The sequence below is a fragment of the Microbacterium sp. CSI-V genome (assembly GCF_001984105.1).
Lineage (GTDB): Bacteria > Actinomycetota > Actinomycetes > Actinomycetales > Microbacteriaceae > Microbacterium.
Genome location: NZ_MTQM01000006.1, coordinates 1 through 15,209, shown reverse-complemented (window position 1 = coordinate 15,209; position 15,209 = coordinate 1). Strand labels below are relative to the sequence as shown.

The window sequence follows — 15,209 nt, the reverse complement described above, 5'->3', positions numbered from 1 at the left end:
ACGGATCGGGGGCGTCTGTCGTGCAGCCGGGTCAGCGGTTCTCGAGCTCCTCGGCCACGAGGAACGCGAGCTCGAGGCTCTGACGGTGGTTCAGACGCGGATCGCACAGGCTCTCGTAGCGCGTCGCGAGGGTGGCCTCGTCGATCTGCTCCGAGCCGCCGAGGCACTCGGTGACGTCGTCTCCGGTGAGTTCGACGTGGATGCCACCGGGGTGCGTGCCCACGGAGCGGTGCGCCTCGAAGAACCCGCGCACCTCGTCGACGACGTCGTCGAAGCGCCGCGTCTTGTACCCCGTCGGCGTGGTGATGCCGTTGCCGTGCATCGGGTCGGTGACCCACAGGGGCGTCGCGCCCGACGCGCGCACGGCCTCGAGCAGCGGCGGCAGGGCATCGCGGATCTTGCCCGCGCCCATGCGCGTGATGAACGTGAGCCGACCGGGCTCGCGCTCGGGGTCGAGCTTGTCGATGAGGGCGAGCGCCGTCTCGGGCGTCGTCGTCGGGCCCAGCTTGACCCCGATGGGGTTGCGGATCTTCGAGAAGTAGTCGACGTGCGCGCCGTCGAGCTCGCGGGTGCGCTCGCCGATCCACTGGAAGTGCGACGAGGTGTTGTACGCCAGGCCCGTACGCGAGTCGATGCGGGTCATCGGGCGCTCGTAGTCCATGAGCAGACCCTCGTGGCCGGTGTAGAACTCCACGCGCGTCAGCTCGTCGAAGTCCGCGCCGGCGGCCTCCATGAACTTGATCGCACGGTCGATCTCGGCCGCCATGCTCTCGTAGGCCTGGTTAGCGGGGTTGGACGCGAAGCCCTTGTTCCAGCTGTGCACCTCGCGGAGGTCGGCGAAGCCGCCCTGCGTGAACGCGCGGATCAGGTTCAGCGTCGAGGCGGCGGTGTGGTACCCCTTCAGCAGGCGCGCGGGATCGGCCTTGCGGGACTCCTCGGTGAAGTCGTACCCGTTGACGATGTCGCCGCGGTAGGCGGGGAGGGTCACGTCGCCGCGGGTCTCGGTGTCGCTGGAGCGGGGCTTGGCGAACTGCCCCGCCATCCGGCCCATCTTCACCACGGGCATCGACGCGCCGTAGGTGAGGACGACCGCCATCTGCAGCACCGTCTTGATGCGGTTGCGGATCTGCTCCGCGGTGGCACCGGCGAAGGTCTCGGCGCAGTCACCGCCCTGGAGGAGGAAGGCCTGGCCGGCGGCGGCCCGGGCCAGACGGTCGCGGAGGATGTCGACTTCGCCGGCGAAGACGAGCGGCGGAAGGGTGGCCAGTTCGGCGGATGCCGCGGCCACCGCGGCCTCGTCATACCACTGGGGCTGCTGCTTGATGGGCAGGGTCCGCCAGTGGTCGAGGTCGTGGAGCTGCTGATTCACCCCTGAAGTCTAGTGGCGGGCCGACGGCGCCTTCGCCGCCTGCGCACTGGCCAGACGGTCCTTCACCGTGGAGGCGTACACGTCCTCGTACCGCTGCTCGCCGAGCCGTTGCAGGGCCACCATGATCTCGTCCGTGACCGAGCGGAGGATGTAGCGATCGCTCTCCATCCCCTCGAACCGCGAGAAGTCGAGCGGTTCGCCGATGACGATCCCCACCCGCCCGACGCGCGGCAGTCGCTGGCCGATCGGCATGACCGCACCGGTGTCGACCATCACGACGGGGATGACGGGCACGCGCGCTTCGAGCGCCATGCGCGCGATCCCCGTGCGTCCGCGGTACAGGGTTCCGTCGGGGCTGCGGGTGCCCTCGGGGTAGATCCCGAGGAGCTCGCCGCGGCCCAGGACGCCGAGGCCCGTGTTCAGCGAGGCCTCGGAGGCCTTGCCGCCCGAGCGGTCGATCGGAAGCTGCCCCGTCGCCGTGAAGAACAGGCGCGTCGCCCAGCCCTTCAGGCCGCGCCCCGTGAAGTAGTCGCTCTTGGCGAGGAAGGCCATGCGCCGGTCGATCATGAGCGGGAGGAAGATCGAGTCCGAGAACGACAGGTGGTTGCTGGCGAGGATCGCCGCGCCGTCGCCGGGGATGTTCCGTCGGCCCACGATCCACGGACGGAACACGGCCTTGATGACCGGTCCGATGACCACGTACTTCATGAGCCAGTAGAACATCGTCAGCGCTCCTTCCCGGCGAGGTCGGCGACCCCGATGAGACCGGCGTCGTTGCCCAGCCGCGCGATGGTGAATTCCGCCACCGGACGTTCACCGTACCCCGGGAGAGAGGTCTCGTACGCGAGCTTCACCGGCACGAGCAGGTCGGTGCCCAGCTGCGCCACTCCGCCGCCGATCACGAACAGCTCGGGGTCGAGGACCGCCTGGAAACCACCGCACGCCTCGCCGAGGGCCGTCGCCACCCGCCGCAGCGCCTCGAGCGCACCGGCGTCGCCGGCGAGCACCAGGCGCGAGACCGCAGGCCCCGGGATCGCCCCCTTCTCCGCACGGACGGCGGCCAGGGCCGCCCCGATGCCGCCCTCGTCGGCGATCGCGTTGGCCTCGCGCTGCAGCGCGCGGCCGGAGGCGTACTGCTCGAGGCATCCGTTCTGTCCGCATCCGCACGGGTGCCCGCCGCGGACGAAGCGCAGGTGGCCGAGCTCGGCGCCGATGCCGTGGCCGCCGCGGAACAGCTCGCCGTCGGAGACGACGGCCCCGCCGACGCCGGTGCCCATGGTGAGCATGACCATGTCGCGGACGCCCTGACCGGCGCCGAAACGGTACTCGCCCCACCCGGCGGCGTTGGCGTCGTTCTCGATCGTCACCGGCGTGTCCAGGCGCCCCTCGAGGCGGGCGCGCAACGGCTCGTCGCGCCAGTCGATGTTCGGGGCGTAGATGACGGTGCTGCGGTCGCGGCTGATGAACCCGGCCGCGGCGACGCCGATGGCGTGCACCTCGTACGAGCGGCGGAGGTGATCGGCCATGTCGACGACGGCATCCACGAGCGCGGCGGGATCGATCGGGGTGTCCACCCGGAGCTTCTCGACGATCGTGCCGTCCTCGTCGACCACGCCCCCGGCGATCTTCGTGCCGCCGATGTCGATACCGATGTTGCGCACCGCGCTCCCCTCCCGGCAAGCCCCGCGGCTCGGCCCGCAGCAGTCTAGTCATCAGCGCGGAACCGCGCCGACACCGCCGGGGCCGCCGAGGGCGGCGGCGGCGTACGACTAGACTCGACGGACCGATCGACCTTCTTTCCGGTACACAAAGGAGTTGCCGTGATCCAGTTCGACCTTCCTCCCGTCGTTCCCGCCGACCCGTCCGCGAACGCGTCCGACCTGCTCGCCGACCGGGTGGCGGCGACGCCCGACCGGGCGCTGTTCGCCGTTCCCGACGGCTCCGGCTGGCGCGACGTCTCCGCCCGCGACTTCGAGCAGCAGGTCGTCGCCCTCGCGAAGGGTTTCGTCGCCGCCGGCATCCAACCCGGCGAGAAGGTCGGGTTCATCGCGCGCACGACCTACGACTGGACGCTCGTGGACTTCGCGCTCTTCTACGCCGGCGCCGTCATGGTGCCCGTGTACGAGACGAGTTCGCCCACGCAGATCTCGTGGATCCTCTCCGACTCCGGCGCGACCGCCGCGATCGTGGAGTCCCCCGAACACGCGCAGCGCCTCGACGAGGTGCGCAGCGACCTCCCGCTGGTGCGCGAGGTGTGGGCCATGCACGCCGGCGACCTGGATGCGCTCGTCTCGCGCGGGAAGGACGTCGAGGATGCCGAGATCGCCCGTCGCCGCACGATCGCCAACAGCTCCGACATCGCGACGCTGATCTACACCTCGGGCTCGACCGGTCGCCCGAAGGGCTGCGTGCTCACGCACGGCAACTTCGTCGAGCTCGCCCGCAACTCCGCCAAGGCGCTGCACGAGGTCGTCGAGACGCCCGGCGCCTCCACTCTGCTGTTCATCACCACCGCGCACGTGTTCGCCCGCTTCATCTCCCTGCTGAACGTGCACGCCGGCGTGAAGACGGGCCACCAGCCCGACACCAAGCAGTTGCTCCCCGCGCTCGGATCCTTCCAGCCGACCTTCCTCCTTGCCGTTCCGCGCGTGTTCGAGAAGGTCTACAACTCGGCCGAGCAGAAGGCCGAAGCCGGCGGCAAGGGCAAGATCTTCCGCGCCGCCGCCGCGGCGGCCATCGAGCATTCCGAGCGCGAGCAGCAGGGCAAGTCGATCCCCCTCCTGCTGAAGATCAAGTTCGCCCTGTTCGATCGGCTGGTGTACTCGAAGCTCCGCGCCGCCATGGGCGGGCGCATCGTCTACGCCGTCTCGGGCTCGGCTCCCCTCGGCCCGCGACTGGGGCACTTCTTCCGCAGCCTCGGCGTGGTCATCCTCGAGGGCTACGGCCTCACCGAGACGACGGCTCCCGCGACCGTGAACCTGGCGACGAAGTCGAAGATCGGCACCGTGGGCCCCGTCCTGCCGGGCGTGGGCGTGCGCCTCGCGGACGACGGCGAGATCCAGGTGCGCGGCATCAACGTGTTCGCCGAATACTGGCGCAACCCCGAGGCCACCGCCGAGGCGTTCGACGGCGAATGGTTCAAGACCGGCGACATCGGAGCGTTCGACGCCGACGGCTTCCTCTCGATCACGGGCCGCAAGAAGGAGATCATCGTCACGGCCGGCGGCAAGAACGTCGCCCCCGCCGCGCTCGAGGACCCCATCCGCGCCAACCCGATCGTCGGTCAGGTCGTCGTCGTCGGCGACCACAAGCCGTTCATCTCCGCGCTCGTGACCCTCGACCCCGAGATGCTGCCGACCTGGCTCGCGAACAACGGGCTTCCGGCCGACCTGTCGCTCGCCGACGCGGCGACGAACGAGAAGGTGCGCGCCGAGGTGCAGGGGGCGATCGACCGGGCGAATACCCGCGTCTCCCGTGCGGAGTCGATCCGCAAGTTCACGATCCTTCCCACGGAGTGGACGGAGGCGAGCGGTCACCTCACGCCGAAGATGAGCATCAAGCGCAACGTCATCGTCTCCGACTTCGCCGACGCGATCGAGGACATCTACGCCGTTCCGATCAACACCACGAACGTCTCGTTGCCCTGACGCGGAAAACGCAACGGCCCGGCTCCCCACACAGGGGCCGGGCCGTTCCGTTGTCGGGGAGACGCGTCAGAACCAGTCGCTCTCGCGGATCTGCCGCATCGCTTCCCGCCGGCTCTCGGCCGGCAGGCGGGAAAGGTAGAGCTTGCCGTCCAGGTGGTCGGTCTCGTGCTGCAACGCTTGAGCGAGGAGGCCCTCGCCCTCGAGCACGACCTCGTCACCCTCGAGGTCGATGCCGACGACCTTCGCCCACGGGTAGCGCAGGGCCTCGTGCCAGATGCCGGGGACGGAGAGGCATCCCTCCCCCACCAGCTCCGGCTCGCCGCGCGTCTCGACGAGGACGGGGTTCAGCACGTAGCCGATGTCGCCGTCGATGTTGTAGCTGAACGCCCGGAGGCCGACACCGATCTGCGGGGCGGCGACACCGGCGCGCCCCGGAGGCTCGACCGTGTCGACCAGGTCGCGGACGAGGGCCCGGATGCCGTCGTCGATCGTCTCGATCGGCGCACTGGGCGCGCGCAGGACGGGGTCGCCGAAGAGACGGATGGGACGGACGGTCATGCGACGGCCGCCGGGGTCCGGAGTCCCTCCACCACGGCGGCGGCGAGTTCGCGCGCGGCCTGCCGCGTCGCCGGCTGCAGATCGCGGAAGGCGATCGCGCTCCCGGCGGCGACATGGCTGTCGTACGGCATCCGGATGACGGCGCGGACGCGGCTGCGGAAGTGCGCCTCGAGCTCGCTCTCGCGCACGAGCGGGACGCCCGGCCGGGCGTTGTTCAGCACGACGACGGCGCCGCGGACGCGCTCGGCGTACCCGTTGGTCTCCAGCCAGGTGAGCGTCTCGGAGGCGAGGCGGGCCTCGTCGACGGACAGCCCTGCCACCACGACCAGCGAGTCGGCGAGCTCGAGCGTCGCCTCCATGACGGAGTGGACGATTCCCGTGCCGGTGTCCGTGAGCACGATCGAGTAGTAGTGGGCGGCGACGTCGGCGACCCGGCGGTAGTCCTCGTCGCTGAACGCCTCGGAGACGCGGGGATCGGAATCGGATGCCAGCACGTCCAGACGCGTCGAGTCGCGGGCGACGATCGACGACACGTCGCTGTAGCCCTCGACCTCGTCGTGGGCGCGCACGAGATCGCGTACGGTACGGCCGTTGGCGCGACCGACACGGTCGGCGAGGGTACCGCGGTCGGGGTTGGCGTCCACGGCGATCACACGGTCGTCGCGCGCGTCGGCGAGGGCCATGCCCAGGAGCGAGGTGACCGTGGTCTTCCCCACACCGCCCTTGCGCGACAGGACCGGGACGAAACGGGCCTCGCCCGCCAGCGGCGCGCCGATCCGACGGTCGAGGTCCTTGCGAGCACGGGCGCGACGGCCGTCACCGAGGTTGATGCGGTGGCGAGACACCGAGTACACCAGCTGCTGCCACAGCCCCTCGGGCTCGGGCCGGGCGATCTGGCGCGGGTCGAGAAGACGGTCGGCGGTGAGGAGGTCGGGGCTCTCGCGCGTGTCGTCGATCTCGCCGAGGCGCTTGGAGGCCAGCGTGACGTCGGCACCCGGTGTGCGCACCCGCTCGGTCGCGTGGACACGGCCGACGCGCGCGGCCTCGTCGGCCTGGTGCACCTCTCGACGTGTGAGGGGAACGGTGCCGATCACTCCCGTGGCGGCCAGTTCGGCGCGGGTACGGGGCACGGGCCCGGTGGAGGGCGCGGGGGCGTCTCCCTCGTCGGTGGCGGCCGGGGAAGCGGCCTTCGAATCGACGGCGACGGGCTCGGGCTGCGGCTCCGCGGCGACCGGCTCCGAGGCGAGGGCGCTCTCGTGCTCCACCACCGACTCGGGCTCGTGCACCGCGACGGGCTCGGCGGCCGGCTCCTGCTCGGTCGCGGGCTCCGCCACGACGGAGGCGCCGGGCTCGTCCTCACGGGTCTCGGCCTGCTGCTCGCTCCCCTGATCCGTCCCGTGCGCGGTCGGCGGTTCGATCGTGTCGCCGTCGGCGAGGTCGTGGGGTTCGTCGACGGCGGCCTCCGGGGCGCTGTCCGCGTCCGCGACCGCGGGCTCCGGCTCCGCGGCGACCGGCTGCTCTTCGGCGGCGTCGAGATCGTCGTCGCTTCCGTCCACGGAGAGCACCTCGACGTCGTCATCCTCGTCCACCGGCGTCACGCCCGAGGCGTCCTCGGCTTCGGCATCCGCCTCCGCGCGCTCGGGGAGAGGCTCGACCGAGGCTTCTTTCTCTGCTGCGACGTCGTCGTCGTCGTGGACGATCTCGGCCTCGTGGACGATCTCGGCCTCGTGGACCTCGGCGTCGTCGTCCGCGGGACCCTCGTGCGGCTCGAGGACGATGTCGCCGGTCGGCGGTTCGCCGAGCTCCGAGTCGTCCGCGGGAGCAGCGACCTCGGGGTCGGGAACGTGCGTGAGAAGCGGGAGCTCGTCGGCGTCGGGCACATGCACGATGCCGACGACCTCGAAGGCGCGGGACTCGGGGTCGATGACCGGCATCTCGTCCTCGACGACGTCGTCGTCGACGTCATCGTCGTCGGACACCGGCAGGTCGACGTTGACCTGCGCGATGTGCTCGCCGAGGATGCTGATGCTGGTGGTGTCGAGGTTTCCGCTGTCGTCGAGGACACCGTGTTCGGCGCCGTCGTCGGGGGTCTCGTCGGTGCGGTCGGGGGTCACTGCCGTCTCCAAAGAAAAAGAGGGCGCGAACAGCGCCCCCTTTCAGGCTACTGCGAGGGACGGACGACGAGCAAAAGGTCGCCCGCTTCCACCTGCTGCGTAGGTGCGACGGTGAGTCGCTCGACGACGCCGTCGACCGGGCTCGTGATCGCCGCCTCCATCTTCATGGCCTCGATCGAGGCGACCGCCTGCCCGGCGGCGACGCGGTCCCCCGCGGCGGCCTTCAGGGTGACCACACCGGAGAACGGGGCGGCCACCTGGCCGGGCTTGGACGTGTCGGCCTTCTCGGCCTGGCGCGCCTGGACGTCGATCGAGCGGTCCCGCACGAACACCGGCCGCAGCTGGCCGTTCAGGGTGGTCATGACGGTACGCATGCCCTTGTCGTCCGCGTCGCCGATGGCTTCGAGACCGACGAACAACTGCACGCCGCGCTCGATCTCGACCGTGTGCTCCTCGCCGGCACGGAGACCGTAGAGGTAGTCGGCCGTGTCGAGCACGCTGAGGTCGCCGTAGGCCGCCCGCGTCTCGAGGAACGTGCGGGTCGGAGCGGGGAACAGCAGCGCGTTCAGTCGGGCGCGTCGGGTCGCCGCGTCGCCGGCGAGGGCCGCGGTGTCCTCGGACGTGAGCGGTGTGACCCCGTGCTTCACATCACGACCGGCGAGCACCTTCGAGCGGAACGGCTCGGGCCAGCCGCCGGGGAGGTCGCCCAGCTCGCCCGCCATGAACGACACCACCGAATCGGGGACATCGTACTTCTCCGGGTTGCGCTCGAAGTCGTCCGGGTCGGCCTTCACCGCGGCCAGGTGAAGCGCCAAGTCTCCCACGACCTTGGACGAGGGGGTGACCTTCGGGACGCGACCGAGGATGCGGTTCGCCGCCGCGTACATGTCCTCGATGAGCTCGAAGTCGTCGGCGAGACCGAGAGCGATGGCCTGCTGGCGGAGATTCGACAGCTGCCCGCCCGGGATCTCGTGGTGGTACACGCGGCCGGTGGGGCCGGGCAGACCCGACTCGAACGGGCGGTACAGGTGGCGCACCGCCTCCCAGTACGGCTCGAGGCCGGACACCGCGGCGAGATCGAGACCGGTGTCCCGCTCGGTGTGCGCGAGAGCGGCGACGAGAGCCGACAAGGACGGCTGACTCGTGGTGCCCGACATGGGCGCGGCCGCCGCGTCCACGGCATCCGCCCCTGCCGCCGAGGCGGCCAGCAGGGTCGCGAGCTGACCGCCGGCGGTGTCGTGCGTGTGGACGTGCACCGGCACGTCGAACCGCTCGCGCAGAGCCGTCACCAGTCGTGCCGCCGCGGCGGGACGCAGGAGACCCGCCATGTCCTTGACCGCGAGGATGTGCGCGCCCGCCTCGACGATCTGCTCGGCCAGACGCAGGTAGTAGTCGAGCGTGTAAAGGTCTTCGCCCGGGTCGAGCAGGTCGCCGGTGTAGCAGACGGCGACCTCGGCGACGGCGGTGCCGGTGGCCAGGACCGCGTCGATCGCGGGACGCATCTGCGAGACGTCGTTGAGCGCGTCGAAGATCCGGAAGATGTCGATCCCGGATGCCGCGGCCTCGGCGACGAACGCGTCCGTCACCTCCGTCGGGTACGGGGTGTAGCCGACGGTGTTGCGTCCGCGCAGGAGCATCTGGATGGCCACGTTCGGCAGAGCCTGACGGAGCACGTCGAGACGCTCCCACGGGTCTTCACCGAGGAAACGGAGGGCGACGTCGTAGGTCGCCCCGCCCCACGCCTCCACGGACAGCAGCTGCGGGGTGAGCCGGGCGACGTAGGGGGCGACCCGCGCGAGGTCGCGCGTGCGCACGCGCGTCGCGAGGAGCGACTGGTGCGCGTCGCGGAACGTCGTCTCGGTGACGGCGAGGGCGGTCTGCTCGCGCAGCGCCCGCGCGAAGCCCGCGGGACCCAGCTCCCGGAGGCGCTGACGCGAGCCGGCGGGAGCCGGGGCGGCGAGATCGATGACGGGGAGCTTGATGCCCGGATCGACGGAGAGCGGGTTGTCGCCGTTGGGGCGGTTGACCGTGGTGTCGACGAGCCACGACAGCACCTTCGTGCCGCGGTCCTTCGATTCGCGGCCGCGGAGCAGCTCGGGCCGCTCGTCGATGAAGGACGTGCTGAGGTCGCCCGCGACGAACGCGGGGTCGTCCAGCACCGCCTGCAGGAACGGGATGTTCGTCGAGACGCCGCGGATGCGGAACTCCGCGAGTGCGCGACGGGCACGGGCGACCGCGGCCGGGAAGTCGCGTCCGCGGCACGTGAGCTTGGACAGCATCGAGTCGAAGTGGGGGCTGATCTGCGACCCCGCCGCGGTGGTGCCGCCGTCCAGGCGCACCCCGGCGCCGCCGGGCGAGCGGTAGGTCGTGATCTTGCCCGTGTCGGGACGGAAACCCTGCGTGGGGTCTTCCGTCGTGATGCGGCACTGCAGCGCGGCACCGCGGAGGCGGATCTGATCCTGCGTGAGCTGGAGGTCGGCGAGCGTCTGGCCCGCGGCGATGCGCATCTGCGACTGGACGAGATCCACGTCCGTGACCTCCTCGGTCACGGTGTGCTCGACCTGGATGCGCGGGTTCATCTCGATGAAGACGACCTCGCCCGTCCGGGGTCCCGCCGTCTCGAGCAGGAACTCCACGGTGCCGGCGTTCTGGTACCCGATCGAGCGCGCGAACGCGACGGCGTACCGGTGCAGGTCTGCGCGCACGGTGTCGTCGAGGTTCGGGGCCGGCGCGATCTCGATCACCTTCTGGTGACGGCGCTGCACCGAGCAGTCCCGCTCGAAGAGATGGACCGTCTCGCCCGTGGCATCCGCCAAGATCTGCACCTCGACGTGACGCGGACGCCGCACGGCCTGCTCGAGGAACATCCGCGGGTCGCCGAACGCGCTCTGCGCCTCGCGCATCGCCTCGGCCAGGGCCGGAGCGAGTTCGCCGAGGGACTCCACGCGGCGCATGCCGCGCCCGCCGCCGCCGGCCACGGCTTTCGCGAAGAGCGGGAACCCGATCTCGTCCGCCTGGGCGACGAGCGCGTCCACGTCGTCGGAGGCCGCCGTCGAGCGCAGCACCGGCACTCCGGCGGCGACGGCGTGCTCCTTCGCCGTCACCTTGTTGCCGGCCATCGAGAGCACGTCGGCCGGCGGGCCGATGAAGGTGATGCCGTGCGCGGCAGCCTTCTCGGCCAGCTCGGGGTTCTCCGACAGGAATCCGTAGCCGGGGTAGATGGCATCCGCCCCGCACTCGCGGGCGACGCGGATGATCTCATCGACGTCGAGATAGGCGCGCACCGGGTGCCCGCGCTCCCCGATCTGGTACGCCTCGTCGGCTTTCAGTCGGTGCAGCGACGCGCGATCCTCGTAGGGGTAGACCGCGACGGTGCGGGCTCCCACCTCGTAGGCGGCGCGGAACGCGCGGATGGCGATCTCTCCGCGATTGGCGACCAGGATTTTCGAGAACATGCACACCCTCACGTCAATGCGGCGGAGCTGAATGTGCTCACAGCCTAGGGGAAGGTAACGTAGACGCTCGTGCACGTACTCTCCGTCAGCTCTTTGAAAGGCGGGGTCGGCAAGACGACCGTGACGCTCGGGCTGGCCTCCGCCGCCTTCGCACGTGGCGTTCGCACTCTCGTCGTCGACCTCGACCCGCAGTCCGATGTGTCCACCGGTATGGACATCCAGGTCGCCGGCCGGCTGAACATCGCCGACGTCCTGGCCAACCCCAAGGAGAAGGTCGTCCGTCAGGCGATCACCTCCAGCGGATGGGCGAAGGTCCACCCCGGCACGATCGACGTGCTCATCGGCAGCCCGTCGGCCATCAACTTCGACGGTCCGCACCCGAGCGTGCGCGACGTCTGGAAGCTCGAGGAGGCCCTCGCGACGATCGAGTCCGAGTACGACCTCGTGCTGATCGACTGCGCGCCGTCGCTGAACGCGCTGACCCGCACGGCGTGGGCCGCCAGCGATCGCGTCATCGTCGTGACCGAGCCGGGCCTCTTCTCGGTCGCCGCAGCCGACCGCGCCCTGCGCGCCATCGAGGAGATCCGTCGCGGCCTCTCCCCGCGCCTCCAGCCGCTCGGCGTCGTGGTCAACCGCGTGCGTCCGCAGTCGATCGAGCACCAGTTCCGCATCAAGGAGCTGCGCGACATGTTCGGGCCGCTCGTGCTGAACCCGCAGCTCCCCGAGCGCACGTCGCTGCAGCAGGCGCAGGGAGCGGCCAAGCCGTTGCACGTCTGGCCCGGCGACTCCGCGCAGGAGCTGGCCGCCGACTTCGACGCCCTGCTGGACCGCATCGTCCGCACCGGCCGCATCCCGGTGGCCTCCGACGCTCCGCAGTCCTGAGATCGTCTCGCGCGTGAGGGGTCAATTTTTGTCGCCTGCGGAGACCTGCAGGCGACAAAAATCGACACCTCACGCCTGAGGAAACGTAAGACCCCCGGATGCCGCGGCATCCGGGGGTCTTACGTAAGGGGGGGGCTGTCAGGCGGTGCGGGCCGCGCGACGGGCGGCGAGTTCGTCGACAGCCTCGGTCGCGGACTCGAAGTCGACGAGCGTCGACTCGACCTCGCGCAGCACCTTGCCGACGGCGATGCCGAAGACGCCCTGGCCGCGGCTCACGAGGTCGATGACCTCGTCGTTCGACGTGCAGAGGTAGACCGATGCGCCGTCGCTCATCAGCGTCGTGCCCGCGAGATCGCGGATGCCGGCCGCACGGAGCTGATCGACCGCGGTGCGGATCTGCTGCAGCGAGATGCCCGTGTCGAGCAGACGCTTGACGAGCTTCAGGACGAGGATGTCGCGGAAACCGTACAGCCGCTGCGAGCCGGAACCGCTCGCTCCGCGGACGGTCGGGACCACGAGTTCGGTGCGGGCCCAGTAGTCGAGCTGGCGGTAGGTGATGCCGGCGGCCCGGGCGGCCACCGCGCCGCGGTAGCCCGTGTCGTCGTCCATCTCGGGAAGACCGTCGGTGAAGAGGAGATCGGTGGCGAACCGTGGTTCACCGAGTGCGTCGCCAGCGTTCATGCTCGCGTTCCTCCTCATCGGCTCGTTGCTTCCACGCTAGATCAGCCAGGGTCCCCCGGCAACGACATCCGACGCGCGGAGGTCGGCGTGTCGCGATCAGGACAGGATCCGGTCGATCGCTTCGCGCACGAACAGGGTCCGGACCTCGTCCAGACGCGCCGCCAACTCGGGCGCGAGCTCGCTCGCGCGCGCACGGGACGCCGCATCCGGTCGCCGCAGCAACGCGGACAGGGCGGATTCGACGAGCGCCGCCTCGCGCTCGGCACTCTGCCGGAGCGAGCGCACGTGGCGCGGCTCGATGCCGTGCCGGTCGAGGGCGACGAGTGTACGCAGCAGCGACACGGTCTGCTCGGGATAGGTCTCGGCCCCGGTGATCACGCCGGTGCTGATGGCGTCGTTCAGGAGCTGGGGCGCAGCCCCCGCGGCCGAGAGCAGCTCGTCACGGCGATAGCGTCGCGGGGCGTTCGTCATCGACGCGATCGCGGTCGGGGGTGCGGGGTTGCGGCCCGCGTCGACGTCGGCGAGGTACTCGCGGATGACGGCGAGCGGAAGATAGTGGTCGCGCTGCAGCGTGAGCGCGAGACGCAGGCGCTCGAGGTCGGCCGGCGAGAACTTGCGGTAGCCGGAGTCGGTGCGCGTCGGGGAGACGATCCCCTGCACCTCGAGGAACCGCAGCTTGCTGGAGGACAGCGCGGGGAACTCGGGAGTGAGCCGCGCGAGGACCTGTCCGATGCTCAACAGCCCCGAGGCCGCCGTACGACCGCGGGCGGGGGCTGCCGCCATCAGTGCTCTGCCGACGGGAGATCGACGGGCGAACCGAAGAAGTTCAGACGGAACTTGCCGATGCGCACCTCGGCGCCGTTCACCAGCGCGGAGCGGTCGACGCGCTCGCCGTTGACGTAGCTGCCGTTGAGCGAGCGCTGGTCGACGATCTCGAAGGCGGATCCCGCCCGGGTGATCTCGGCGTGACGACGCGAGACGGTGACGTCGTCGAAGAAGATGTCGGCCTCAGGATGGCGACCCACGGTCGTCACATCGGTGTCGAGCAGATAGCGCGCACCCGTCGTGGGACCGGAGCGGACGATCAGGAGCGCGGCACCCGAGGGCAGCGCCTCGATGGCCTCGAGCTCGGCCTCGTTGAGGTCGGCGCCGAAGGGGACGAACGACAGGTCGGCATCGTGACCGAACGTCTGCGTCGTGTCGTTCGAGCGGTCGGACGCGGAGGCGTCCGCGGCGCGGCGGATGTCGTCGCGCTCGAATCTGCGGGTCTCGTCCACGGCTTCTCCTTCATTTCCACCATAGTCGACCGACTCCGAGCCGGAGTGGCCGTTCGACCCTCGCACAGGCCATGGAATGTATGTGTTCTTCCCACGTCGACGGTGCGGACCGCTTTCGGGTAGCGGCTCGGTGCGACGGGGGACACTCGAACCTATCCACCCCGGGTCGGCCCTGTCGAGTCCAGGTCACCCCGCGCGTCATCCGTCGGCGACGCCCGCTGTCAGGACTCGCCCGGACGATCTCGCTAGGGTCGGGGGCGTGACCACGACCTCCGCGCCGCGTCGGCGCACCCTGCCCGCCGTCCTCGCCGCGGCCGCCGTCGCCCTCGCGGCGCTTCTCGTCCCGGCATCGCCGGCCTTCGCGCACGACGAACTGGTGTCCTCCGATCCCTCCGCGGACGCGGTGCTGGACGCCCTGCCGGCGCAGATCACCCTGAGCTACAGCGCCGACATCCTCGATTCCGAGGGCGCGACCGTGATCCAGGTGACGGATGCCGCCGGCACCTCTCTCACCGACGGGGCGCCGACGGTGTCGGGCACGGTGGTCACCCAGGGTCTGGCGGGAACGGCATCCGGCGCCGTGACCGTCGTGTGGCGCGTCGTCTCCAGCGACGGCCACCCCATCGACGGCACCTTCTCGTTCACGGTCCCGGCCGCCCCGACCCCGACCCCGACGGCCACCCCCACCACGACCCCGTCGGCGACGCCGACGCCCGAGCCCACGGTCACGGTGACGGCCACGAGCGCCCCGACCGAGAACACCTCGGAGGCCTCTCCCCTGCCGTGGATCCTGCTGGCCGTGGCCCTCCTCATCGTTGTCGGACTCGTGGTCTGGCTGTTCGTCGTCCGTGGCCGCCGGGGCTCCACGGGAAGCGGCTCCGCGGGGACCGCCGGACGATAGGCTGAGAGCATGCCTCATTACGATCTGGTCATTCTTGGTGCGGGTCCCGGCGGGTACGTCGCAGCCGTGCGCGGCGCGCAGCTGGGGCTGTCGGTCGCGGTCATCGAAGAGAAGTACTGGGGCGGTGTGTGCCTCAACGTCGGCTGCATCCCCTCCAAGGCGCTGCTGCGCAACGCCGACCTCGCGCACACGTTCCACGCGAAGGCCGACCTGTTCGGCATCTCCGGCGACGTGCACTTCGACTTCGGCACCGCGTTCGACCGCTCGCGCTCGGTCGCGGCCGGCCACGTCAAGGGCATCCACTACCTGATGAAGAAGAACAAGG

The 15,209-nt window shown here is 70.6% G+C and carries 13 protein-coding genes; 4 read left to right on the top strand and 9 right to left on the bottom strand.

From position 1 onward, the window contains the following. Window positions 1-31: 31 nt before the first annotated feature. From CSIV_RS02600 to CSIV_RS02590, 3 genes are read right to left on the bottom strand one after another with little or no spacing between them, the layout of a single operon-like run. Window positions 32-1,369 carry a class II 3-deoxy-7-phosphoheptulonate synthase gene (locus tag CSIV_RS02600; protein WP_077049876.1) on the bottom strand — a complete coding sequence of 446 codons (1,338 nt, stop codon included), beginning with the start codon at window positions 1,367-1,369 and terminating at the stop codon, window positions 32-34. A 9-nt stretch (window positions 1,370-1,378) separates the two neighbouring features. After that, entirely contained in the window at window positions 1,379-2,092 is a 714-nt protein-coding gene (locus tag CSIV_RS02595) for a lysophospholipid acyltransferase family protein (RefSeq protein WP_077049875.1), read from the bottom strand. Window positions 2,093-2,094: 2 nt separating this feature from the next. Beyond that, the gene (locus CSIV_RS02590; RefSeq protein ID WP_077049874.1) at window positions 2,095-3,030 is read right to left on the bottom strand and encodes an ROK family glucokinase; all 936 of its coding nucleotides are present in this window, start codon (window positions 3,028-3,030) and stop codon (window positions 2,095-2,097) included. A 159-nt stretch (window positions 3,031-3,189) separates the two neighbouring features. Here CSIV_RS02590 and CSIV_RS02585 point away from each other — a divergent pair, with 159 nt between their 5' ends. Next, window positions 3,190-5,016 (top strand): AMP-dependent synthetase/ligase, encoded by a 1,827-nt coding sequence (locus CSIV_RS02585; RefSeq protein ID WP_077049873.1) that lies wholly within the window; start codon window positions 3,190-3,192, stop codon window positions 5,014-5,016. 66 nt (window positions 5,017-5,082) lie between these two features. Here CSIV_RS02585 and CSIV_RS02580 read toward each other — a convergent pair whose 3' ends face one another. Genes CSIV_RS02580 through CSIV_RS02570 form a run of 3 tightly spaced genes read right to left on the bottom strand, consistent with a single transcriptional unit; the run spans window position 5,083 to window position 11,143 of the window. Beyond that, entirely contained in the window at window positions 5,083-5,574 is a 492-nt protein-coding gene (locus tag CSIV_RS02580; protein ID WP_077049872.1) for a peptide deformylase, read from the bottom strand. Then, entirely contained in the window at window positions 5,571-7,688 is a 2,118-nt protein-coding gene (locus CSIV_RS02575) for a MinD/ParA family ATP-binding protein (protein ID WP_077049871.1), read from the bottom strand. The genes CSIV_RS02580 and CSIV_RS02575 overlap by 4 nt, the downstream gene beginning before the upstream one ends. A gap of 47 nt (window positions 7,689-7,735) precedes the next feature. Next, entirely contained in the window at window positions 7,736-11,143 is a 3,408-nt protein-coding gene (locus CSIV_RS02570; protein ID WP_077049870.1) for a pyruvate carboxylase, read from the bottom strand. 69 nt (window positions 11,144-11,212) lie between these two features. Between CSIV_RS02570 and CSIV_RS02565 the strand changes: the two genes are divergently transcribed. Further along, complete coding sequence (locus tag CSIV_RS02565; protein WP_077049869.1) at window positions 11,213-12,025, top strand: ParA family protein; 813 nt, start codon at window positions 11,213-11,215, stop codon at window positions 12,023-12,025. 138 nt (window positions 12,026-12,163) lie between these two features. Here the strand turns inward: CSIV_RS02565 and CSIV_RS02560 are convergent, their stop codons facing one another. The 3 genes from CSIV_RS02560 to CSIV_RS02550 form a co-directional block, all read right to left on the bottom strand. Then, window positions 12,164-12,706, bottom strand: a complete 543-nt coding sequence (locus CSIV_RS02560; RefSeq protein WP_077049868.1) for a MerR family transcriptional regulator — start codon at window positions 12,704-12,706, stop codon at window positions 12,164-12,166. Window positions 12,707-12,802: 96 nt separating this feature from the next. Continuing rightward, window positions 12,803-13,489 (bottom strand): transcriptional regulator FtsR, encoded by a 687-nt coding sequence (gene ftsR / locus CSIV_RS02555; protein ID WP_077049867.1) that lies wholly within the window; start codon window positions 13,487-13,489, stop codon window positions 12,803-12,805. Beyond that, window positions 13,489-13,983: an FHA domain-containing protein gene (locus CSIV_RS02550; protein WP_077049866.1), complete on the bottom strand. Its 495-nt coding sequence runs from the start codon at window positions 13,981-13,983 to the stop codon at window positions 13,489-13,491. Before CSIV_RS02550 ends, ftsR begins: the two co-directional genes overlap by 1 nt. 259 nt (window positions 13,984-14,242) lie before the next feature. Between CSIV_RS02550 and CSIV_RS02545 the strand changes: the two genes are divergently transcribed. Then, window positions 14,243-14,884, top strand: coding sequence for a copper resistance CopC family protein (locus tag CSIV_RS02545; protein WP_238592326.1), 642 nt, complete (start codon window positions 14,243-14,245; stop codon window positions 14,882-14,884). A 9-nt stretch (window positions 14,885-14,893) separates the two neighbouring features. Continuing rightward, a partial coding sequence (locus CSIV_RS02540) for an FAD-dependent oxidoreductase (RefSeq protein ID WP_175627541.1) occupies window positions 14,894-15,209 on the top strand: 316 nt, incomplete at its 3' end.